This is a genomic window from Gemmatimonadota bacterium (genome assembly GCA_022560615.1).
Taxonomy (GTDB): domain Bacteria; phylum Gemmatimonadota; class Gemmatimonadetes; order Longimicrobiales; family Gaopeijiaceae; genus UBA1138.
The window spans coordinates 1-22,705 of sequence record JADFSR010000045.1; the positions used below are offsets into that span (position 1 = coordinate 1).

Here is a 22,705-nt window from a genome sequence, read left to right on the forward strand (position 1 = left end):
GGCTTTTTGTCCTTTCGGAACCACGCCATGCGACTTCCTATCGTTCGTGGGCCACCCGGACGGCGATCGCGACGGCGACCCAGGACATCAGGAGGAACGTGCCGCCATAGCTCACGAAGGGCAGCGGGATGCCAATGATCGGCACGACCCCGATGGTCATCCCGACATTGACAAAAATGTGGACTATCCAGGCCCCGAAGATACCGAGCAGGACTAGGCCGGCAAAGGGATCCGGGGACCGCTCGGCCATGCGCACCAAGCGCGCTAGAATGAAGCCGAATCCGAGGATGACGGCCATCGTGCCCACGAAGCCCAGCTCCTCGCCTACCACGCTGAAGATGAAGTCCGTGTGCTGCTCCGGCAGGAAGTCGTAACGCTTCTGCGGGCCCATGGTGAACCCCTGTCCAGTTAGACCCCCACTACCGACCGCCACTTTCGACTGTATGACCTGATAGCCCGCCCCGCGCGGGTCGACCTCCGGATTGAGGAAGACGAGGATGCGGTTCTGCTGGTACGTCGCGAGAGATTCCCAGAGCGGCCGCGAGATCGTGCCGGCCGCGAAATTCGCCAATACCACGGCGACTGATTCGAATAGGAAGAGGCGGTAACGGTACAGATATAGGAAAGCAATCACCCCGACGATGTACGCCGACCAGATCCGTGTGTCGAAGGAGAGCGCCAGACCCACCGCTGGGCTCGCGACGAGAAGCAGCAGCACCACCGGGGTACCCGCCCAGAACAAGATCGCGAAGAGGATTCCGCCGAACGCCACCGCGGTACCCAGGTCCGGCTGCAGCATGACGAGCGCGAGCGGGAGTCCCACGAGCGCCGATGGCACAAGCAGGTCGCGCAGCGAGGTGAGCTGCTCTTTCCGCTGGGAGAGCACTCGGGCAAGCATCAGGATCGTCGCGATCTTGGCGACTTCGGACGGCTGGAACCCGATCGGGCCGATACGAATCCAGCTCTTCACGCCGACGGCCGTTCCAGCGCCCGTCCCGATGACGAGTGTGATGGCGAGCAGGAGAACGCCGATCACGTATGACGGGACCGCGACCCACTCGATCCAGCGCAGCGGGACCCGGGCGAGGACCGTGAACGCTACCAGCGCGATCACGAACCACGCGGCCTGGCGAATCCACGCGTATTGCGTCACGTCGTTCGGGATGTGGACTACCCCTGCGGAGTAGATCATCGCGACTCCGAAGAGCGTCATCGCGAAAATGGCGAAGACGAGCAGAGGGTCCACCGCCCACCTTTCGAGCGCGCGGATCACCGCGTGCCGCCGTTCGTGGGATAGCGATCGCGGTACCACGCGGGTACCGGGCCTCGCTGAACGTGCTCGAGATAGGTCTGCACCGAGTCGATCGGGATGCCGTATTTCTTGCGGAGGTAGAAGTCCGCGGTCTTGGACATGATCGGCGCTGCTACTCGGCTCCCGCTCTGCCCGTACTCGACGATCACCACGACCACGATCTCGGGCGGACCGCCGAACGGCCCAGCCATACCGGTGAACCAGGCGTGTGGGGGTGCGAGGCCCGCCTGGCTCAGCGCGTGCTCAGCCGTGCCCGTTTTGCCGAGGACCTCCCAGTACTCCAGCGAGGTCCCAAAGTGGGCTGTCCCTCCCGGAGCCGTTACGGCGCGTAAGCCGTCGAGAAGCGTCTCCAAGTGTTCAGGCGCGAGGTCGAGAGACCACCCCTCCCCCAGATCGACGCCCTGGGCGAGCGCAGGGGGCGGCGCGGACCCGTCGCGCGCGAGCGCCACGTAGAACTGCGCCATCTTGAGCGGGGTCTGGTCGTTGGGCCCCTGCCCGATCGCGAGACTGAGCACCTCGCCCTCTCGTGGTGCGTACCCGAAGCGCCGTTCCCAAAACGACCGGTCAGCTGGAAACGTGCCCTGGCTCTCTTGAGGGAGGTCGATGCCACAGCGCTGGCTGAACCCGATCTCGGTCGCGCGACGGAGCAGGCGGTCCAACGTGATGCGGAGCCCGAGCTGGTAGAAGTAGACGTCGCACGAGTTGCGGATCGCTTCGGTCAAGTTGTTGAAGCCGTGCCCTTGAGCGGACCAGCATCCGTAGGACCGGGTCCCAAACGTGAAGGAACCGGTACAAGGCACGGCCATATACTCATCTGGCGTCACCACACCGAGGTCCAGCGCGATCGCCGCAGTAGCCAACTTCCATGTCGATGCGGGCGGGTATTTTCCGAGCACCGCCCGGTCGAACAGCGGATTGCGCTCATCCGCGTTGAGAGACGCCCACAGCTCCGTGCTGATCCCTCCTACGAAGTCGTTCGGGTCGTACGAGGGTGCTGAGTAGAGCGCCAGGACACCCCCGTCCGAGGGATCGAGCGCGACGACCGCTCCTGACATCGAATCCGGAAAAATCGAGTGGATCCACGCCTGGAGCTCCATGTCCAGGTTCAGCACGAGGTTCTGCCCCGGTTCGCCCGAGTCCGTGCGAACACCGGCGAAGTCACCGACGATGCGCCCTAGTGCATCGAACTCGAGGTACTTGAGTCCCTGCCGGCCCTGAAGGAGCCGCTCGTACTGTTTCTCGATCCCATTCTTGCCGACCAGCATGCCCTGGCGGTAGCGATCGTCAGCGAACGCGTCCGAGCCCAATTCCTCCGCGGTGATCTCTCCCACGTATCCTAGGACGTGCCCGGCGGCCTCTCCCAGCAGGTACCGGCGGCGCGGCCGCATCTCGATGTAAAGGCCCGGGAACTCGTCGTGACGTTCCTCGAGTGCGCTCACAATCTCGAAGTCTGCATCAGCGTCCACCACGACCTCTCGCCCGTACCGGCGCAGCGTGGCGAGCAGTCGTTCGATCCGCTCCTCTGGCATGTCGACGTGCGCACCCATGCGCTCGAGTGTCTCGCGCGCCTCGTCGAGGGGACCGGGCAGCAAGGTGATCGCGTACCCTGGCACATTGTCGGCGAGCATCTCTCCGTTCCGGTCGTAGATGATGCCGCGCGGCGCAGGTAGCGGCAGCTGGCGGATCCGGTTCGAAGTCGACCTGAGTTCCCAGGCGTCCGACCCCAGAACTTGTATGCGGAAGAACGAAGCCGCGAGCAGACCGAAAGAGAGCGCAATGAGAATGTGCGCACCTCGCGCCCGTCGCCGACGCTCGTGCGGGTGATGTACGTTCACGCTGGCGCCTTCTGCCACAGCCCGGTGACCGCGAGCAGCACCATTCCGACCACCGCAGCGTACATCCCTCCGATCAGCCCTTGAACGACGACCTGATCGACGAACGGCTGCCGGAGCTGCTCGCTGACCATGAGCCAGTGCACCAGGTCTCGGGTCCACTTCCCGATCATGAAGTACGATACGAGAAAGAGCACGGAGTCTCCAACGAAGAGATCCCTCGTGACCCCTCCGAGCGCGGCGACGATCGTCATCGCGACGCTGTTCGCCCCGAACGACAGCACGCTGAGCGCGTCCTCCAGCAACCCGAAGAAAAGCCCCAGCCCGGCTGCGCGTCCCATGCCCATCTCCCGCGCGCCGAGAAGCAGCGCAACCGTGAGCAAGTCGGGCGCGGCCCGTCCGATGCTGAATCCGACGTGCAGCAAGAGATGCGTGAGCGCGAGGACTGCAAAGAGAAGCCAGACGCGAACATCGGGCTTCACGGGCTGCGTCCCGCGCGCGCCCGCGCCTCCGCCGTCTGCACCGTATCCGCCGACCACAGAGCCGCGATATCGTCCCCGGCGCCTCGGGTGGCGACCAGAACGTGCGTGACTTCCCCCGGCTCGACCATCGGCCGTAGCCAATAGCTCTTTCCCCACTGCCCCTGCGTTTCCTCCACTCCGTCGACTACCCCCACCGGAATCCCCCGCGGATATACGCCACCCAATCCGCTGGTCAGGACGGGTGTGCCTGGCAGGACCTCCTCGTTGAAGGCCGTCCCGTTGAGCACGAGACGGTCCACCTCGCGGAACGCACCGCGTCGGTTCTCGACGATGCCGAACATCGACCCATCCTGGAGCATGGCGCTCACCCTGAAGTCCGGGTGGGTCCAGTCCATGCCCAGCGAGATCTCCTCCCGCACTTCGAGAATCACCCCTACGAGGCCGCGCCAGGTCACCACCGGAGCACCCTCGTGGATCCCCTGAGCGGCGCCGACCAGCAGCAGAAACTGGCTTTCCGAGCCAGCCGTACCGGACCGGAGCACCGTCGCCGGCAGGAACGACGGCCCCGCGCGCTCAGCGAGGTCGAGTAGATCGCGCAGTGTACGGTTCTCGTCGAGGAGCGCTGCCTGCGTGGAGAGCACCGCGGTCATCGAATCGATCTGCCCCATGAGCTCGTCGACGTTCCGCGCATTCATTCGGGCCGCCGCGAGACGCTCTTGCGTCGCGAGGAACGGACGCAGAACCGTAACCCTCATCGTCCACGCGATCCGCTGCTGGGCGGTGGCTGGCAGATACGATGTCGAGAGCGCGAGGATCACGAAGGTAACCGCGAGCATGCCCGGTCGACGGCCGCCGTTGGTCTCCTGCTTGGCTCCGTACGCCGGCACCGCGTCTTACCCTACGGGACCAGGACGGTGCGGTACTTTTGCAGGTCGTCGAGGATGCGGCCTGCGCCCCGCACGACACACGTGAGCGGCTCGTCGTCCACGTGGATCGGTAGGTTGGTCTCGTGTCGTAAGAGCCGATCGAGTCCCCGGATCAGTGCTCCACCGCCGGTCATGACGATACCACGATCGACAATGTCCGAAGACAGCTCGGGAGGCGTGATCTCCAGGGCGCGCCGTACAGCCTCGACGATGGCTTGGATCGGCTCCTGTATGCATTCGCGCACCTCCTGCGAGTGTACCTTGACCGTCTTCGGGATTCCGGAGACAAGGTCTCTCCCCTTCACGTCCATCTCCCGCTCTTCGCCGAAGTCGAACGCCGAGCCGATCTGGATCTTGATCGCCTCGGACGTCGGCTCGCCGATGAGGAGGTTGTAGTTCTTGCGAAGGAATGTCACGATGGCGGCGTCGAGCTCATCGCCCCCGACCCGAATCGACGTGTTCGACACGATACCCGACAGCGCGATGACCGCGATCTCAGTCGTACCACCACCAATGTCGATTACCATGTTTCCAGTCGGGGTCTCGATAGGGAGCCCGACACCGATCGCAGCTGCCATCGGCTCGTCGACCATGTAGACGACCTTGGCGCCGGCTGACATCGCGGACGAGCGTACGGCACGTCGCTCGAGCTCCGTGATACCGGATGGCACACCCACCACCACCCGCGGCTTGATACGGAAGACTCGCTTCTGGGTCACCTGCTTGAGAAAGTGCCGCAGCATCAACTCGGTGATGTCGACGTCTGCGATGACGCCGTCCTTGAGCGGTCGGATCGCCTCGATGCCCTCGGGCGTCCTGCCCAGCATCCGCTTCGCCTCCAGGCCGATGCCCATGATGCGCTGACTGCCCTTGTTGACCGCAACTACCGAGGGCTCGTTCAGGACGATGCCCTCGCCTTTCACATAGACGAGCGTGTTCGAAGTACCTAGGTCGACGCCGATGTCGTTTACCGGGACGAGACGCCCCGAGCCAAGCCAGTCGCTCAGTGCGGACAAAGTCAGCTTCTCTGGTGAGTAGGGGGCCAAAAAGACCCGAGTTTGGCTCTATCTCGGGCCCAAAAGGCCCGAGAACATACGTTTACCTCTTTAGGGATGCCAGTGTCCCACAGGCGTTTAGCTCGTTCCGGTACTACCGAACCCGCCCTCGCCCCTCTCGGTTTCGCTCAACTCGTCCACCTCGACCACCTGCGGGGCCTCGAAGCGGGAAAACACGAGCTGCGCGATCCGCTCTCCGCGTCGCAATGTAACGGCCTGCGGACCGAGGTTCTGCATGATGACTCGGATTTCGCCCCGGTAATCCGGATCGATCGTACCGGGGCTGTTGGGGAGTGTGATTCCGTGCTTGAGCGCGAGCCCAGAACGCGGCCGAACCTGGCATTCCATAAGCTCGGGCAGCTCGATGACGAGGCCCGTGCTCACGAGCCGGATCTCGCCCGGTTGCAGCACGACCTCGTCCTCGGCAGAGCGGATGTCGTAGCCGGCCGCTTGGGGCGTGCCACGACACGGCAGCGGCAGGTCCGGGTTGGACGGAAGCCGGAGAAAGCGGACGAGCGAGGTCAATCGAGGAAGCCGTCGGTGTCGTGGCACTCCATGTCAAAAGCTTCCGCGACACCGCGGTACGTTACATGGCCGCTGACGACGTTCACGCCGAGCTTCAGCGCCCCGTCATCGAGGCACGCCTGTTTCCAGCCCTTGCCCGCAAGAGACATCGCGTACGGTAGGGTCGCGTTGGTGAGAGCAAGCGTGCTCGTACGAGGAACCCCACCGGGCATGTTCGCTACCGCATAGTGGATGACGTCATCGACCGTGTAGACTGGATCGCGATGCGTGGTGGGCCTGATGGTCTCTACGCACCCGCCCTGGTCGACCGCGACGTCGACGATCACCGTGCCGGGGCGCATGAGGCTGAGATCCTCGCGACGGATGAGGTGGGGCGCCTTCGCGCCGGGGATGAGAACCGCACCGACGATCAGGTCGGCATCTCGAACCTGCTTGCGGATCGCGTAGCTCGTGCTGTAGAGCATGTGCACGTTCGCCGGCATCACGTCGTCGAGGTAGCGTAGGCGCTCGAGGTTGATGTCCATCAGGTGCACGCGGGCCCCCATGCCGGCAGCCATCTTCGCCGCGTTGGTTCCGACAACTCCACCACCCAGGATGAGCACCTTGCCCGGCAACACACCGGGCACACCTCCCAACAGCACACCGAGGCCACCCTGAGGCTTCTCCAGGTACTTCGCACCCTCCTGGATCGCCATGCGGCCTGCGACCTCGCTCATCGGCGTGAGCAACGGCAGCTCTCCGGTGGGCAGCTCGACCGTCTCATACGCGATCGCGATCGCCCCGGACTCGACGCACGCTCTGGTGAGCGCTTCGTTGGCAGCAAAGTGGAAGTAGGTGAAAATGACCTGGCCCTCGCGCATGCGGGGCCACTCAGACTCGATGGGCTCCTTCACCTTCATAACCATCTCGGCCTGCGCCCAGACTTCGTCCGCGGCCTCGACTATCGCCGCACCGGCATTCTCGTAGAAGTCATCGGTGAAGCCGCTACCCAAACCCGCACCCTTTTCTACTAGGACCTCGTGCCCGGCCTGCGTGAGCATCTCCGCGCCCGCCGGTGGTAACGCGACGCGATACTCGTCGCTTTTGATCTCCTTCGGTACACCGATCAGCATCCGCTACTCACTTCCTTGCTTGGATTGTCCGTTCGCGGCGTCCGGGCCCAGTCGGACCACCAGTTGGCGGTCGGGATCGTAGAACTCGGCCGCGACGCGACACACGTCCTCAACCGTCACCGAATCGATCCTGTCGAGTAGGCCATCGAGCCCTAGGAACGGCTCCCGGTGGAGCGCGAACGACGCCAGCCGGTGCAGCCGCGCCCCGGTCGACTCGAGTGCCAGCATGACTTGCCCCTTCACCTGCCTCTTAGTCTGCTCCAGTTCGTCCGCGCTGAGACCGAGCTCGGCCATGCGGGCCATCTCGGCCGAGATCGCGTCGACCGCGGCGTCCGCCGTCGCTGGCCGCGTGCCGACGTACACGCCTGAAAGACCGGACGCGCTGTAGAACGATTGGTACGTGTACACCGAGTAGCACAGCCCGAGCTCCTCGCGCACCTTCTGGAAAAGCCTGGAGCTCATGCCCCCGCCCAGCGCCGAAGAGAGCAGCGCGAGCGGATACCGGTCCTTGTGCGCGTGCCCCGGAACGCCGGTCCCGAGCACCACATGGGTCTGCGCCGTCGAACGCGCGATTCGGCGCTCCCCGGAGAGAGTGCGTCCCGGGCTCGCGACGACGTCGCTCAGCTGGCCCCTGGATCGAGAGCCGAAAAGGCTCTCGACCGACTCCACCAGACGCTCGTGTCGCACGTTCCCAGCGGCCGCGACGATCAGGTTCTCCCCGCAATAGGTCCGGGCATGTAGATCGCGTAGCGTGTCGATGGACATGCCGGCGACGGACTCTTTCGTGCCGAGGATCGAACGGCCGTAAGGGTGCCCCCGCCAGAGAAGATCAGAGTGGAGTTCGAAGACCAGGTCGTCCGGCGTATCCTCGACCTGCGCGACTTCCTCGAGAACGACCTCCCGCTCGAGCTCCAGATCCTCCGCACGCAGCAGTGGATCCAACACCAAGTCGGCCAGAACATCGAGTGCCTCACCGAGGTGGTCGTCCAGGACCCTGGCCTGATAGGAAGTGTGCTCGCAACTGGTATAGGCGTCGAGCGAGCCACCGAGGCCTTCGAGCGCCATCGCGATCTCGGCGGCCGAGCGTCGCTCGGTCCCTTTGAAGACCATGTGCTCGAGCAGATGGCTCACGCCCGTGTCCCTCAACGGCTCGTGCGCTCCACCCTGGCGGAACCAGACGCCGACGCTCGCCGAGCGAACCGATGGTATGTACTCGCTCAGAACGTGGATGCCGCAGTCGAGAACCGACTCGGCCATCATGTCCGTACCGTCCGCGGCGGCGCGCGTCTCGGTACGCGTGGAAGCCTGAGTGGGCACGGGTGTATGCCCGTGCTCCCTCGTGGTCCTACCCGGCACCCGGCCTACTCAGGCGCCGGCGGTCTTGACCGCCTCGTCCACACCCTCGGGCCCGGCGTCATCGCCACCCCCCTCGGCTGCGCCGTCGCCGTCTTCGGTCGCCGCGGCCAGCTCCGCCAGGGCAGCCTTTCTCGACAGCCTGAGGCGACCCTTCTCGTCGATCGAGAGCAGCTTGACCTTCGTGATGTCGCCCTTCCTGAGCACGTCCTCGGTCTTCTCGGTGCGGCCTTCCTGTAACTCCGAGATATGACACAGGCCTTCCGTGCCAGGCATGATCTCGATGAAGGCACCGAACGTAGTGGTGTTCTTCACCGGACCCTCGTAGATCCGGCCCACCTCGGGGTCCTTCACGATCGCTTCAATCATCTCCCGAGCCCGCGCCCCCGCCTCGCTCGAGACTGCGGCGATCTTCACGAGACCGCTGTCGTCGATGTCGATCGTGGCACCCGACTCGTCCTGGATCGCCCGGATCGTCTTGCCCTTCGGGCCGATGATCTCACCGATCTTCTCGGGGTTGATCTGGATCGACACGATGCGCGGCGCGTAGGCAGAGAGATCGCTGCGCGGCTCATTGAGCGCCTGGTCCATCAGGTCGAGAATGTGAAGCCGACCCTTGCGCGCGCGCTCGAGCGCCTCACTGAGGATGTCCACCGTGAGACCCTGGATCTTGATGTCCATCTGGATCGAGGTCACACCCTCACGTGTGCCGGCGACCTTGAAGTCCATGTCGCCGAGCGCGTCCTCGAGCCCGAGGATGTCCGTGAGGATCGCGACGTCGTCACCCTCCTTGATCAGGCCCATCGCTACGCCCGCGCACGCGCCCTTGATGGGAACGCCCGCGTCCATGAGCGCGAGTGAAGAACCGCACACCGTCGCCATGGAGGACGAACCGTTCGACTCAAGGATGTCCGAGACGATCCGGATCGTGTAGGGGAAGTCATCGTACGCGGGCAAGAGGGGCTGAATCGCGCGCTCCGCTAGGTTCCCGTGGCCGACCTCACGACGTGACGTACCGCGGAACGGGCGCGCCTCACCGACCGAGAAGGGCGGGAAGTTGTAGTGCAGCATAAACGACTTGGTTACTTCCTCTCGGGAGTCGATCGAGTCGATTCGCTGCTCGTCCCGTGACGTGCCAAGCGTTATCACGGCGAGCGCTTGGGTCTGACCACGCGTGAAGAGCGCCGAACCGTGCGTGCGCGGAAGCACGCCGACTTCGCTCGTGATCGGACGGATGTCGTCCAGACCCCGTCCATCGGCGCGTTCGCCCTTGTCGAGGATCTGTCGACGCATCGTCTTCTTCTCGATGCCGCGCAGGACTTCGCCGATGTCCTTCTCGTGCTCCGCGTACTGCTCGTCCTCCTCGGTGAGCGTCGCGACGACGTCCTCGGTCACCGCTGCCATCGCCTGATTCCGCTCCTGCTTGTCACCGAGGTTCAGCGCCTCGGCGACCTTGGCGGCGGCCATGCCTTCGACCTTGTCCCTCAGCTCGGCGTCCGGCTCGACAGGCGTCCATTCCATGTCTGGCACGCGATGGCCTTCGAGAAGCTCGTCCTGGAGGACGCAAAGCTCCTTGATGCCGGCATGCGCGACCTCGAGCGCCTCGAGGATCTCACTCTCTGGCACCTCGAGCGCACCTCCCTCGACCATCGTGATCGCCTCCGCGGAACCCGCTACGACGATGTCGATGTCGGAGTACTCGAGTTGCTGGAAGGTCGGGTTCAACACCCACGTGTCCTTGATGCGGCCCACTCGGACCGCGGCCACCGTCGTATTGAACGGAATCTTCGACATGTTGAGCGCCACCGAGGTACCCAGCAGAGCGAGGACGTCCGCGTCGTTTTCCTGGTCCGCCGACAAGATGAAGCACGCGATCTGCGTCTCGTTCTTGAACCCGCTCGGAAACAGGGGCCGGATTGGTCGGTCGATCTGGCGGGCGGCAAGAATCTCTTTCTCACCCGGGCGTCCTTCGCGCTTGAAGAAGCCGCCGGGAATCTTGCCCGCCGCATACGACTTTTCACGGTATTCGATCGTGAGGGGGAAAAATGGGAGGTGCGTTGGCTTGTCCTGAACCGTGGCCGCGCACAGCACCACCGTATCGCCGTACTGCACCAGGCAGGAGCCCTGCGCGAGTTTGGCCATGCGGCCGATTTCGAGCGACAACGTCCGTCCTGCGAACTGGCGCTCCATCCTCTGAATCATGTTGTTCTACTCACTTCGGTTTCGGCCGGGGACCATCCCCAGCCTTGGATTGAATGCCGAGGTGCCGTGGGAACCGGAGGAGAGAGCGACCGCCGCTCGGGGCACGCTCATGCGTGAGCCCGTTTTCCGCAGCCAAATCGTAGGCCGTCTCCCAACCGAGGCGCACAACCGCTTCGACTGAAACAAATGGGGCGACCGCCATCGAGGCGACCGCCGCAGGGTACTAATGCCGCAGGCCTAGATCTTTGATCAGGCCGCGGTACTTCTCGACGTCCGTTTTCTTCATGTACTCGAGAAGGCGACGACGACGCCCGACCATCTTGAGCAGGCCGCGGCGGCTGTGGTGATCCTTCTTATGGGCGTCGAAGTGGCTCCGCAGATCGTTGATTCGAGCCGTGAGGATCGCGATCTGGACCGGGGTGCTTCCACGATCGTTGTCGTGGAGCTGGTACTTCTGGATAATCTCTTCCTTGACGATCGCCATAGGGCGTCGGCCTCCTCGAGAGTCAGTCGCTGCAAGGGAAGCGAGAGCGCTGTGCCGCAACTGCGGACGCGCGTTCTTTGTCAGCCCGTAAGCTAAGGAAACCCCGGATCCTCGTCTACCACGCGTCGAGCCAGGTCAACGTCCGCCCGCATCTGCTCGATCAGCGCCTCCGCGCTGTCGAACGGCGACACCGGCCTCAAGTACTGCACGAAGTCGACCCTCACCACCTCACCGTAGATATCGCCGTCGAAGTCGAGCAGGTGCAGCTCGATGCTGGGAGGAGATCCCATGAAGGTCGGTCGGGGACCCAGGTGCAAGGCACCGACGTAGGTGCCCTGCTTGAGCACGCCACGAACTGCGTAGATCCCCGACGGCGGAATCAACTTCTCGCTCGCCGACACCTCGAGGTTCGCGGTCGGGAAGCCCAGCCCCCTTCCCCGCCCGTCCCCACGGACGACCACACCGCGAATGGAGTACGACCTTCCCAGGCACATCCGGGCCTCTTCCATCCGCCCGTCTGCGACAGCCTCGCGAATCCGCGTGGAGGAGACAGCCTCCTTCCCGGCCTCCACGGGCGGCACCACGTCGACCTCGAAGCCGAGGTCCGCTCCGATCTCCCGCAGCGTGTCGGCGTTGCCGGAGCGGTCGCGCCCGAAGCCGTGGTCGTACCCGATCACGAGCTCCTCGACGTGGAGGCGGTCGACCAGGATCTCCTCGACGAAACGACGAGGCGAGTAGCGGGACAGGGTCTCCGTAAACGCGATGAAGACCGCGTATTCGAGCCCGCTCTCCGCCAGGATCTCCTTCTTCTCGAGCGGCGTCGTCAGCAGCGGCGGTGCATGCTCCGGCCTCACGATCCGCAGCGGGTGTGGATCGAAGGTCACGAGGACGCTGCGACGGTCGGCAGCACGCGCACGTTCTCGGATCTCCTCGAGCACGGCCCAGTGTCCGCGGTGAACACCGTCGAACGTGCCGACCGTGACGACGGTCCCCTTGTCTGTGGGGATGCCCGGTGGGTACGCCCAGCGCACGGCCGCGGTCACGGTAGAAAGACCTTCTTCGGTCTGAGTGCCCCCGCGCGTACTTCAGCGATCGCCACCAGACGGCCGTCGCATGCCACGGTGATGTGCTCGCCCTCCGCGGCCTCGGGCGCGTCGACCGTTTGACCGAACGCGAGTCGGTCCCTGCTCTTCTCGTCGACGACGACGGCGGGTAGGTGCCCGAGCGCATCGAGCGGTGAGAGCGCGGCCCTCGACACCGCCTCGGGATCCCCGAGCTGGGCAGGAGTGATGGCCCGTTCCAACGTGTGCGCCCCGATCGACGTTCTCCTCAACCCGGTCAGGTGGGCGCCTACGCCGAGGGCCTCCCCGATATCTCGCGCCAGCGACCGTACGTACGTCCCGCTCGAGCAACGCACGCGAAATTCCATGAAGGGCAGATCGAGTGAGCGCAGCTCTAGTTCGTGAATCGTGATCGCGCGCGCGGCCAGTGCGACGTGTTCTCCACGACGTGCACGCCGATGCATTGCCACACCGTCTACTTTCTTGGCCGAAAACTGAGGTGGCACCTGATCGATGCCACCCCTGAACCCCTGCATCGCGGCCACAACGACCTCACGCGTCAGGTCGGACCAGCCTGGGCGTTCCTCGCCGGGCTCGCCGTCCCGGTCTTCGGTGTCCGTCGTGATACCGAGGCGCGCGACCGCATCGTACGACTTGGCCAAGCCCGTGAGGTACTCGGCGAGCCGGGTCGCCCTCCCGATGCAGAGCAACAAGAGTCCGGAGGCGAACGGATCCAACGTGCCGGTGTGGCCGACCCTCCGGATGCCCAGAGCTTTTCGCGCCATCGCGACCACATCGTGCGATGTGGGCCCTTCCGGCTTGTCGAGCGGAAGTACGATGTCGAGGTCCGTCACTCCGAGCTCTCGGGCGGATTCTCCGCGTCGGCCTCCTCAACCGTCTCTTCCTCCGGCACGACAACCTCAGACAGTAGCTTCTCGATCCGCCGCGCGTGCTCCATGGAACGGTCCTCACGGAAGCGCAGTTCAGGAATCCGTCGGATGTGCAACAAGCGCCCGAGCAGCCCACGTAGGAACGGCGCAGCAGCATCGAGGCCAGCGAGTGTCTCCTGGAACTCGGCCTGGTCGCCGATGATGCGGATGAAGACCCGCGCGGAGCCGAGGTCCGACGCTATCTCCACCGCCGTGACGGTGACGACGCCGACTCGCGGATCCCTAACCTGAGTGCGGATGAGCTCCGAAAGTTCGCGTTTGAGCTGCTCGTTGAGTCGAACCACCCGCTTGGACGCCATCAGTAGAGCTCTCGGCGCACGCCCGTAATCAGTGCTACGCCGTGGTTCTCGACGAAGCGATCGATCTTGTCCAGCGTGGACTCGGCGAGACGTCCGTCGGATGCGACCAGAGCGACCGTGATCTGGGCTCGTGCGTGCACGTCCTGAAAGTCAGTCTCGGCTACGGACACATTGAACTTGTTCTCGAGCCGATCACGAAGCGAACGGATCACCGATCGTTTCTCCTTGAGAGACGAGCAGCCCGGTAGCGCTAGATCCCAGGTCAGCGACGCGACAACCATGGTGGGGGCACCCTTCTTAGCTCGCCCCGGCCAAGGTCCGAGCGACCTCTTCGACAGTGTAGCATTCGATGACGTCGCCGACCTTGATGTCGTTGAAGTTGGCGATGCCGATACCGCACTCGAAGCTCTCTCGGACTTCCTTGACGTCGTCCTTGAAACGCTTCAGTGACGAGATCTCGCCGTCGTAGACCACGATACCGTCACGGATCAGACGCCCGCGTCCCTTGCGGTCGATGCGACCCTCGATGACGTAGCAACCCGCAATCGTCCCGACCTTGCTGACCCTGAAGATCTCTCGGACCTCGGCGGTGCCCTCGATGATCTCCCGCCTCTCGGGCTCGAGCAGCCCCTCGAGTGCCGCAGTCACGTCGGCGACAGCCTCGTAGATGATGTCGTATGTGCGGATGTCCACATCTTCCCGCTCCGCCTCGAGTCTCGCCGAGGTCTGCGGACGGACCCCCAAGCCGATGATGACCGCGCCCGACGTCTGCGCCAACAACACGTCAGACTCGTTGATCGCACCCACCGCACGGTGAATGATCTCGACCTTCACCTCGTCGGTCCCGAGCTGCTCCAGCGAATCGGAGAGCGCCTGGACAGAGCCATCCACATCTCCCTTGATGACGAGCGGAAGCATCGAAACCTTGCCCTGCGCGGCCAGCGCACCGAAGTCGCCGAGCTTGACTCCCCGCTCACGAATGCGGAGTTGCTTCTCGCGGTCGAGCCGCTGACGGTTCGAAGCGATCTCGGATGCCTTGACCGCCTCCATAGCCTGGAACAGGTCACCCGCCTGCGGCACGCCGCCGGCGCCCAAGACCTGGACCGGCGTGGCCGGTCCAGCTTCGTCGACGTTCTGCCCATGTTCATCGAGTAGCGCGCGCACTCGGCCGTCGTACAGGCCGCAGATGAACGAGTCTCCAACGCGGAGCGTGCCAGCCTGCACGAGTACCGAAACCACCGGGCCCTTACCGATGTCCAACTGGGCCTCGATCACCGTGCCCTGAGCTTCACGATTGGGGTTCGCCTTGAGCTCGAGCATCTCGGCTTGAAGGAGCACCTTTTCCAGCAGGTCTTCCACACCCTGGCCCGTCTTCGCCGAGATCTCCGCAGCGAGCACGTCACCTCCGAAATCCTCCACGTTGATGGCGTGCTGGAGCAGCTGCTGCTTCACTCGTTCGGGGTCGGCCGCAGGCAGATCAACCTTGTTGATCGCCACCACGATCGGCACGCCCGCGTTCTTCGCATGACTGATCGCCTCGATCGTCTGCGGCATCACCGCGTCGTCCGCCGCTACGATCAGGACGACGATGTCGGTGACGTCCGCACCACGCGCACGCATCGCCGTGAAGGCAGCGTGTCCCGGAGTGTCGAGGAAGCTGATGCTGCGACCGCCGCCGACGTCAACGTGATAGGCGCCGATGTGCTGCGTGATTCCCCCTGCTTCTCCGGCCACCACGTTGGTGTCACGGATGCGGTCGAGCAGCAGCGTCTTTCCGTGATCGACGTGACCCATCACGGTCACGACCGGTGACCGCGGCAAGAGATCTTCCGGCGCGTCCTCGACGACAGCGAGCTCTGGCTCGGCGACGTATGCTTCTTCGCGAACGGCGGTGTAGTTGAACTCTTCCAGCAGCATCTCGATCTGATCGAAGTCGAGGCGCTGGTTGATCGTCACGAGCAGCCCGAGGTTCCTGAAGGCAGACCCGATGATGTCCGTGGAGGTCACGTCGACGAGCTCCGCGAGTTCGGCGACCGTCAGGAACTCGTTTACGCGAACCGTCGTCCGCTCGCGCTCTTGCTCCTCCCTATGCAGCTCCTCCTGGGCCTCCGTCTCCTGGGCTGAGAGCCTGCCCTTCTTGCGACGACGCTTCTTGCCACCACCTTTGATCTCCGCCATGACACGATGGATGTTGGACTGTACCGCGTCCTTGTCCACGCGTTGGCGCTTCCCCTTCTTCCTGTCCCTGCCCTGACGGTGACCGTCGGCGGTGTACCCCTCGGCCTGGATCCGTACCTGACCACCCGGGCCCGCACTCGCGGCGGGTGCAGGACTCGGCCGACGGATCGTGCGGACCGGCCCATCGAGCACACCGGCACGGGCTGGCGCCGGCGGCGGCGCCAACTCACCGACAGGCTCGGCCGGCACGGGTTCGCGAACAAAAGCCTCGTCAGCGCCGGGGCTGTCCACGGGGGCGTCATCGCCTTCCGTTAGAGCATCGTCACCACCGGCCGGAGCATCATCCTCGTCGGCGGAGGCGTCATCGCCCTCCACTGGCGTTCCGTCACCGGCCACCGGGGCATCGTCGTCGCCCGGCGCGGTGTCTTCGCCGTTCGAGATCCGCTCCGCTCTGATGAGCGAACCCTGGTCGTCCTCCGCGTCGCCCCCGGTCAGCTCCGCCTCGGTCCCTTCGACGGAGTCCTCGACCTCTTCCGCTACCGGCTCAGCCTCAACCACGTCCTCCTTGCGGCGGCGGCGACGACGCTTCTTAGGCGCTGGCGCCGCCTCTTCCAGAGCGGCCTGGATCGCCGCCGCTGGATCAGTGCTGCCGCCACGCCGCTCACGCTCGACCTTTGCGAGCACCTTGTCATGCTGACCATCGGTGATCGTCGCGTCCTTGCCCGCCACGGGAATGCCCATTTGGCGGAGCAAGGAAACGAGCGCCTCGGCGTCGACACTGAGTTCCTGCGCTAACTCGATAACCCGCATTCTGTCGCTATTCCTCCACTACGCGTGCGACCGCACTGTCCAGCTCCTGAAGCAGCCGTGTCGCGAGCGATTCATCCGTCACCGCTACGGCCGCCACGGGAGCCTTCCCAATGGCAGCGCCCAACGTGGCTCGATCCCCCAGGATGACCTGGGGGATCGGGCGGTTGCTCAACTCCTTCCGTATTTTATCCAACTGGACACCCGAAGCGTCCCCTGCCATCAAAACCAACCGGGCCTCGCCTCGACGTATCGCCCGGCGGGTGGCATCCGTACCTGGAGCCACTGCACCGGCCCGTCGGGCCAGGCCCAGCAGTCGGAAGACCTCAGGCCTCCCCTTCCCCTTCAAGTGGGACCTCCTCCGACACTTCCGCGTCAGCGGCGTCCGCCGCGACCTCAGCGTCGCCTGCAGCCTCGGTGTCGACCTCCGCTGCCGACTCGTCTTGTTTCTTCATCTCTTCGCCGTCAGCGACCTCGCCTTCGATCACTGTCAACTCGTCGATGAGCTGAAGAAGACGGTCCGCGTCCTGCTCCCCGAGACCCTCGATCCCGAGGAAATCCCGGCGGTCCAAGTCGATGACCTGTAGAAAAGTATCATACCCGGCCGCAGATAGAGCCGCTAGTGTGGGCGCCTGCAAATCCAGCTCGGAAAGCGGGAAATCCGCAGTCTCATAGTCGTTCTCCGTGCTCACCTTGAAGAGCGAGAGATCGGCCCCGCGCTCGAGCCATTCGCGCGAGCCGTAAAGGTCGATCTGCCACCCGATCAGTTGCGACGCGAGCCGGACGTTCTGTCCGTTCCGACCGATCGCAAGCGAGAGCTGATCCTCGCCCACGATCGCCGTGATCACTTGGCGTTCGGTGTCGCTGAAGACCTTGGAGACCCGCGCCGGCGCCAGCGCCCGCCGGGCGTACACCTCGGTGTCGGGATGCCAAGGCACGATGTCGATCCGCTCTCCACCGAGCTCAGAAACGACAGCCTGGACGCGTGAGCCCTTGAGTCCCACACACGCGCCCACCGGATCCACCGACTCGTCGCGGCTATAGACGGCGATCTTGGTCCGGCCGCCCACTTCGCGGGCGATTCCACGGATCTCGACAATGCCCTGGTGGATCTCCGGGACTTCGAGCTTGAACAGCGCAGAGACGAAGAGAGGGTCCCCCCGGGACAGAATGAGTCGCGGGCCCCTCGGCGTCTCCTCGACCTTCTTGAGTACCGCTCGGATCGGGTCGCCTTGGCGGAACCGCTCGCGCGGATTCTGATCCTTCCACGGGATGATCGCATCGGCGTCGCGCGCGCGATTGAGCATGAGAACGAGCTTTCCGCGCTCCGTCTGCTGGACCTCACCGGAGAGCAGCTCACCCACTTCGTCCTCGAACTCATCTCGGATCCGGTCGCGCTCGTTTTCTCGAACGCGCTGGATAATCCGTTGTTTTACGGCCATGACGGCGTTTCGGCCGAACTCCGTGAAGTCGACGGGGATTTCCATGACGTCACCGACCTCAAAGCCCTCGTCGTCCCAGCGGGCCTCTTCGAGCGCGATCTCACTTGCCGGATCCTCGACCTCGGCCACCACCCGGCGTAGCACCACGATGTCGAACTCGCCGGTCGTGTCGTCGATTTCGATTTCGGCTTGTACGGTCGGTCCATAGATGCGAGCCAGCCCCGCGAGCATGCCGTCCTTTACCAGGTCCGTCATCTCTTCCTCGGTTAGGCTCTTGGTAGCCGCCACGTCTCTAAAGGCCGCTACGATTTGCGCCGCGTTCGCCATATCTAGTTCCTCACTTCCACGTGAAGACCAAGTGTGCGTCCCGAATCTTCGACCGCGGAACGACCACCTCATCACCGTCGGCGAGTCGCAGGCGAATCGCATCCGACTCCCCCGTACTTCCGTCGAGCCCGAGCAGCTCGCCTTCGAGTCGGTGCGACCGACCCGCAAGAACCTCGCGACCCTTGATCACCACTTTCTCACCGCTGAAGCGATCAAAGTCCCGCGCCTTATTCAGTGGACGCTCGACCCCAGGCGAAGAGACCTCGAGCACGTAGCGCTCCGAGAGCGCCTCATGCTCGTCCAACCATGCCTCGAGCGCTCGGCTCACCTTGGCACAGTCCCCGACGGTGACTCCGTTCTCCGGAGTCGAATCCACACGGTCTATGCGAACGCGCAGAACCGGCCGTCGATCACTTCCTCCCCAGCGGACGTCGACGAGCTCGAATCCGAGGTCTTCGACCCCGCTCTCGAGGTATTGCTCGACGACGGCAACAGCGACGGCTCGCATCGACCCTCACTCCAATTCAATGGGGGTACACCGCAAGAGCGACGCACCCCCCAAACGCACTTCGAACAAAAAAGCGGGGGCTGCCTACTCCCCCACTTCACGAAAAAACGACCGCCCGGTGAAAAACCGCCCGGTGGCGGTCCAGCCAGCCTTACAATATAGACAAGGGCCGAAACGCGCTCAAGGTCGGTGCTTCGGGCCAGCTAGACGGCCGCGAGACACCCCTATTCGGACTTCTCCTCCGCATTCTCGCCTTGCCCGGCGCCGTCGTCGACTCCCGCGTCCGCGGCGGAGTCCGGCGCTCTTTCGTCGGCTTCCGCTAGATCGCCGTCTTCACCGTCTCCTCGCCCGAAGCCGAGGTGGCCTTCCAGTGAGCCTACCCGCTCCTTGATGACATCGACCGCGCCCCTGAGGCTGTCGAATTCCTTTTGCGTGACGAAGTCGAGCCGTTCCCTCGCCTCCTCGGCCGCGGACTGCGCCTTTTCGAGCGCCGACTTCATGACCTCTCGCGCCCGCTCCGTCGAAAGATCGCCCCTCTCCTTCGCCTCCTGGATCGTCTCTTCCAGCGCGTCCTTGAACGCGGAAAGCACGCCGATGCCTTGCTTGATGCCGTCGGAGACTTTTTCTTTCGCGCCCTTTTTTTCTTCGGTCATCGTGCGTCCCCAGCTCTACTCAGTGAGTTTCCGCTCCTGCGCCGCCCTACGGTGCCCAGCCGGCACTCGATTCAACCGTACGATTCCTCAGTGCGCTTGATGCGCGCGCCCAATCCGGCGAGCCGCTCGTCGATAGCCTCGTAGCCGCGTTCGATTTGCCGGATGTTGTGGATCATGCTGGTCCCGTGGGCTCCGAGGGCTGCGATGAGCAATGCCATTCCCGCGCGGATGTCCGGACTCTCGACCACCGTGGGCTGGAGCGGAGTCGGTCCGACGATCACCGCGCGATGAGGGTCGCACAGGATGATCGACGCCCCCATCGCGACCAGCTTGTCGGTGAAGAACATGCGCGACTCGAACATCTTCTCGTGCACGAGCACCGTGCCCTCACACTGCGTTGCGACCACGACCGCGATCGCCGTGAGGTCCGCGGGGAACGCAGGCCACGGACCGTCATCGAACTTGGGCACATGACCGAACGCGTCCTGCCGGACCTTATGTCGCGCTGACCCGTGCACATGCAGATCCGTGCCCTCCACGGTGCATTCGACACCGAGGCGCCGAAAACCCAGCAGCGTGGAGTCGAGATGCTCGAGCGGCGCCCCTTCGACCGTGATGTCGCTACCGGTCACCGCCGCGAGGCCGATGAACGAACCCGTCTCGATGTGGTCGGCGCCGATCGTATACTCCGCACCGTGCAGAGACTGCACGCCTTCGATTTCGAGGATGTGGGTCCCGACACCCTTGATTCGCGCACCCATCAAGTTCAGCAGATGACAGAGATCCTGGACGTGGGGCTCCGCCGCCGCATTGCGAATTCGGGTGTGGCCTTCGGCGCGGACTGCGGCCATGATCGCGTTCTCGGTACCCGTCACCGACGGCTCGTCCAGAAACATGTCCGCCCCGAGGAGCCGCTCGGCGGCGAGGGTGAAGCCGCCATTCAAAGTCACCTTTGCACCCAGTGCCTCGAAGGCCAGAAAGTGGGTGTCCATCCTGCGCCGCCCGATCACGTCGCCTCCGGGAGGGGGGAGCTCCACGTGGCCAAATCGGGCTAGCAGCGGGCCGGCGAGCAGCAGCGACGCGCGGATGCGCTCGGCAAGTACGCGATCCACCGAGTTCGTGTGCACGGAAGAGGCGTCTATGGTGACATCGTTCGCCCCATCCCAGCCAACCTGCGCTCCGAGCGATTCGATGATCTCCAGAAACGTGAGCACGTCCCGAATCCGCGGGATGTTGTGGAGCGTCACCGGTTCTGCCGCGAGCACCGTTGCGGCGAGGCAAGGCAGAGCAGCGTTCTTGTTGCCGGCAGGGCGAATCCGGCCTTCGAGCCGGTGCCCGCCTTCGACCACGAAAGTCCCCATAGTCTCCGAGAAACGGGGTGGTGGTGGGGTCGTGCGGCCCCGAAGATACCGCTCGTCTCCACTCAGCAGCAACTGAGTCCTGCGCCTCCTCTTCTTGACGCACGATGACTAGGGCGCACGAGCAACGCCTTCTCGTGGCCGTGATCAACGACCCCGAGACGATCGACGAGATCCTTGCCGGCTTCATCGAGCTCGGGATCACGGGAGCAAGGCACGGTTAGCGCAGCGTTCCGACCCAGGAGCGGTTAGACTAAAGTCATGAGAATCCTTCTCACGCTCACACCGCTTCAGAGCCCCGTCGCAGCGGGCGACGGGCTCGCGATGGCCGCCGATATCGCGATGATCGTGGTCGGAGTGGCGATCGTCGTCATGGCGTTCGCGGGGGTGGCGCTCGCACGCAAGATCAACCGTACATTGGATAGAGTGCGAACTGCGGTGGGCCAGAACCTCGGACCCGTCTCAGACCGCGCGCGCGCCATCTCTGACAACGTCGAGTTCATCTCACAGGCGTTGCGCACGGATGTCGAGCGGCTGAACGCGTCGGTGCGCACGCTGAGCGACCGACTCCACCAGGCTTCCGACCGCATGGAGGAGCGTATCGAGGACTTCAACGCGCTCATGGAAGTCGTTCAGGAGGAGGCCGAGGGCATGTTCATCGATACCGCGGCGACCATACGCGGCGTCCGGGAGGGTGCAGCCGCGATCACCCGTGGCGCCTCCACCGCATCGGTCGAGGCCGACCAGCCGGACAGTGTTTTGCGCGAGGCCGACGACACGGACGGCGTCTCGAACGCAGCCGACGAGGCACTACGACTCGTCGACGACCCAGAGGCGCTGCCTACACGAGAGGGCTGAGCCTCATCGGCAACCCCATGGCCACGCTCCTCGTTGCGCTCGGTTGGCTCCTCCTCGTTCCCCAACCGGCAGCCGCCTGGGGGCCCGCGACGCACGTTGCGCTGGGTCAGGTGGTACTCGGCGCTCTCTACCTGATCCCACCGGCGATCCGGGGGCTGCTCGAGCGTTATCCTCTCGACTTCCTCTACGGCTCGATCGCAGCGGACATCTCGTTCGCGAAGAAGTACGTGCCGGAGGGTAGGCATTGCCACAATTGGTCCATCGGCGAGGAGATTCTCGATGCCGCCGATACCGAACGCCTTCGAGCACTCGGATACGGATACCTCGCCCACCTCGCCGCCGACGCGATCGCACACAACGTCTTCGTGCCGCGCCAACTCTTGCTCACCAGCACGACCCAGGCGCTCGGTCATGCGTACTGGGAACACAGGATGGACCTGCACGTGGGCGATGACTTCCTCAAGCAGGCCCGAGCGTTGGTCGTGGAGAACGAACATTCCGACGCAGACGAGCTCTTGGACGATGTCCTGAGCCGCACGATCTTCAGCTTCAAGGCCAACCGCAGGATCTTCCGAGGCATGATTCGCCTCACGGGCGATGAACGATGGCAGCGGATCTTCGGGCAGGTAGTCGCGAATTCGCGCTTCGATCTCCCCGACCCGGTGGTCGACCGATACTTCGAGTTCGCCTTCGATCACGTGGTCGACTACCTGAACAACCGGGCCGACTCGGGTGCCGCCCAGCTAGACCCGGTTGGGGAGCTCAATCTCAGGCTGGCCAAGAAGGTGCGCCGACGCGCGCTTTGGGACCACTCGGCAGACCAGCCTGAAGTGCTGACCGAGATGGCCGATGCCTTTTTTCCGTTCCCGGACGGCCCGCTTCGATTTTGGCCCGAGGTCAGCGACCCGGCCTTCGCAGCCGGAGTGAGCGCCAGGTCGAGGTAAGCGCTTTGGGGTACTTCCTCCAACAATGGCGCGGGTT

At 64.4% G+C, this 22,705-nt stretch carries 22 protein-coding genes; 2 read left to right on the forward strand and 20 right to left on the reverse strand.

The features are described from left to right. Positions 1 to 37 precede the first annotated feature (37 nt). The 20 genes from rodA to murA form a co-directional block, all read right to left on the reverse strand. Entirely contained in the window at positions 38 to 1,273 is a 1,236-nt protein-coding gene (gene rodA / locus IIB36_17505) for a rod shape-determining protein RodA (GenBank protein MCH7533535.1), read from the reverse strand. Then, on the reverse strand, positions 1,270 to 3,147 hold the full coding sequence (mrdA, locus tag IIB36_17510; GenBank protein ID MCH7533536.1) for a penicillin-binding protein 2: 1,878 nt from the start codon (positions 3,145 to 3,147) through the stop codon (positions 1,270 to 1,272). The genes rodA and mrdA overlap by 4 nt, the downstream gene beginning before the upstream one ends. Beyond that, positions 3,144 to 3,626: a hypothetical protein gene (locus tag IIB36_17515; GenBank protein MCH7533537.1), complete on the reverse strand. Its 483-nt coding sequence runs from the start codon at positions 3,624 to 3,626 to the stop codon at positions 3,144 to 3,146. Before IIB36_17515 ends, mrdA begins: the two co-directional genes overlap by 4 nt. Then, positions 3,623 to 4,513 carry a rod shape-determining protein MreC gene (locus IIB36_17520; protein MCH7533538.1) on the reverse strand — a complete coding sequence of 297 codons (891 nt, stop codon included), beginning with the start codon at positions 4,511 to 4,513 and terminating at the stop codon, positions 3,623 to 3,625. The genes IIB36_17515 and IIB36_17520 overlap by 4 nt, the downstream gene beginning before the upstream one ends. Positions 4,514 to 4,524: 11 nt before the next feature. Further along, the gene (locus IIB36_17525) at positions 4,525 to 5,559 is read right to left on the reverse strand and encodes a rod shape-determining protein (protein MCH7533539.1); all 1,035 of its coding nucleotides are present in this window, start codon (positions 5,557 to 5,559) and stop codon (positions 4,525 to 4,527) included. A gap of 126 nt (positions 5,560 to 5,685) precedes the next feature. Then, the gene (gene dut / locus IIB36_17530; GenBank protein ID MCH7533540.1) at positions 5,686 to 6,132 is read right to left on the reverse strand and encodes a dUTP diphosphatase; all 447 of its coding nucleotides are present in this window, start codon (positions 6,130 to 6,132) and stop codon (positions 5,686 to 5,688) included. Then, complete coding sequence (gene ald / locus IIB36_17535) at positions 6,129 to 7,244, reverse strand: alanine dehydrogenase (GenBank protein MCH7533541.1); 1,116 nt, start codon at positions 7,242 to 7,244, stop codon at positions 6,129 to 6,131. Before ald ends, dut begins: the two co-directional genes overlap by 4 nt. A gap of 3 nt (positions 7,245 to 7,247) precedes the next feature. After that, positions 7,248 to 8,600, reverse strand: a complete 1,353-nt coding sequence (locus IIB36_17540; GenBank protein ID MCH7533542.1) for an insulinase family protein — start codon at positions 8,598 to 8,600, stop codon at positions 7,248 to 7,250. Positions 8,601 to 8,609: 9 nt separating this feature from the next. Continuing rightward, the gene (gene pnp / locus IIB36_17545; protein MCH7533543.1) at positions 8,610 to 10,799 is read right to left on the reverse strand and encodes a polyribonucleotide nucleotidyltransferase; all 2,190 of its coding nucleotides are present in this window, start codon (positions 10,797 to 10,799) and stop codon (positions 8,610 to 8,612) included. Positions 10,800 to 11,022: 223 nt separating this feature from the next. Next, a complete protein-coding gene (gene rpsO / locus IIB36_17550; protein ID MCH7533544.1) occupies positions 11,023 to 11,283 on the reverse strand; it encodes a 30S ribosomal protein S15 in 261 nt (86 codons plus the stop codon). 92 nt (positions 11,284 to 11,375) lie between these two features. Further along, complete coding sequence (locus IIB36_17555; protein MCH7533545.1) at positions 11,376 to 12,326, reverse strand: bifunctional riboflavin kinase/FAD synthetase; 951 nt, start codon at positions 12,324 to 12,326, stop codon at positions 11,376 to 11,378. Beyond that, positions 12,323 to 13,198 (reverse strand): tRNA pseudouridine(55) synthase TruB, encoded by an 876-nt coding sequence (gene truB, locus IIB36_17560; protein ID MCH7533546.1) that lies wholly within the window; start codon positions 13,196 to 13,198, stop codon positions 12,323 to 12,325. The genes IIB36_17555 and truB overlap by 4 nt, the downstream gene beginning before the upstream one ends. Further along, positions 13,195 to 13,593, reverse strand: coding sequence for a 30S ribosome-binding factor RbfA (gene rbfA, locus IIB36_17565; protein MCH7533547.1), 399 nt, complete (start codon positions 13,591 to 13,593; stop codon positions 13,195 to 13,197). The genes truB and rbfA overlap by 4 nt, the downstream gene beginning before the upstream one ends. Next, positions 13,593 to 13,874 (reverse strand): DUF503 domain-containing protein, encoded by a 282-nt coding sequence (locus tag IIB36_17570; protein ID MCH7533548.1) that lies wholly within the window; start codon positions 13,872 to 13,874, stop codon positions 13,593 to 13,595. Before IIB36_17570 ends, rbfA begins: the two co-directional genes overlap by 1 nt. Before the next feature lie 16 nt (positions 13,875 to 13,890). Further along, complete coding sequence (gene infB, locus IIB36_17575; GenBank protein MCH7533549.1) at positions 13,891 to 16,581, reverse strand: translation initiation factor IF-2; 2,691 nt, start codon at positions 16,579 to 16,581, stop codon at positions 13,891 to 13,893. A gap of 7 nt (positions 16,582 to 16,588) precedes the next feature. After that, a complete protein-coding gene (locus tag IIB36_17580; GenBank protein MCH7533550.1) occupies positions 16,589 to 16,927 on the reverse strand; it encodes a ribosomal L7Ae/L30e/S12e/Gadd45 family protein in 339 nt (112 codons plus the stop codon). Next, complete coding sequence (gene nusA, locus IIB36_17585) at positions 16,905 to 18,347, reverse strand: transcription termination factor NusA (protein MCH7533551.1); 1,443 nt, start codon at positions 18,345 to 18,347, stop codon at positions 16,905 to 16,907. The genes IIB36_17580 and nusA overlap by 23 nt, the downstream gene beginning before the upstream one ends. A gap of 10 nt (positions 18,348 to 18,357) precedes the next feature. Next, positions 18,358 to 18,855 carry a ribosome maturation factor RimP gene (locus IIB36_17590; GenBank protein ID MCH7533552.1) on the reverse strand — a complete coding sequence of 166 codons (498 nt, stop codon included), beginning with the start codon at positions 18,853 to 18,855 and terminating at the stop codon, positions 18,358 to 18,360. A 224-nt stretch (positions 18,856 to 19,079) separates the two neighbouring features. Continuing rightward, on the reverse strand, positions 19,080 to 19,508 hold the full coding sequence (locus IIB36_17595) for a hypothetical protein (protein MCH7533553.1): 429 nt from the start codon (positions 19,506 to 19,508) through the stop codon (positions 19,080 to 19,082). A gap of 71 nt (positions 19,509 to 19,579) precedes the next feature. After that, a complete protein-coding gene (gene murA, locus IIB36_17600) occupies positions 19,580 to 20,869 on the reverse strand; it encodes a UDP-N-acetylglucosamine 1-carboxyvinyltransferase (protein ID MCH7533554.1) in 1,290 nt (429 codons plus the stop codon). A 258-nt stretch (positions 20,870 to 21,127) separates the two neighbouring features. On the opposite strand from murA, the gene IIB36_17605 reads away from it, so the two are divergent. Then, positions 21,128 to 21,724 (forward strand): hypothetical protein, encoded by a 597-nt coding sequence (locus IIB36_17605; GenBank protein MCH7533555.1) that lies wholly within the window; start codon positions 21,128 to 21,130, stop codon positions 21,722 to 21,724. A 17-nt stretch (positions 21,725 to 21,741) separates the two neighbouring features. Beyond that, on the forward strand, positions 21,742 to 22,668 hold the full coding sequence (locus IIB36_17610) for a zinc dependent phospholipase C family protein (protein MCH7533556.1): 927 nt from the start codon (positions 21,742 to 21,744) through the stop codon (positions 22,666 to 22,668). The last annotated feature ends 37 nt before the right edge of the window (positions 22,669 to 22,705 follow it).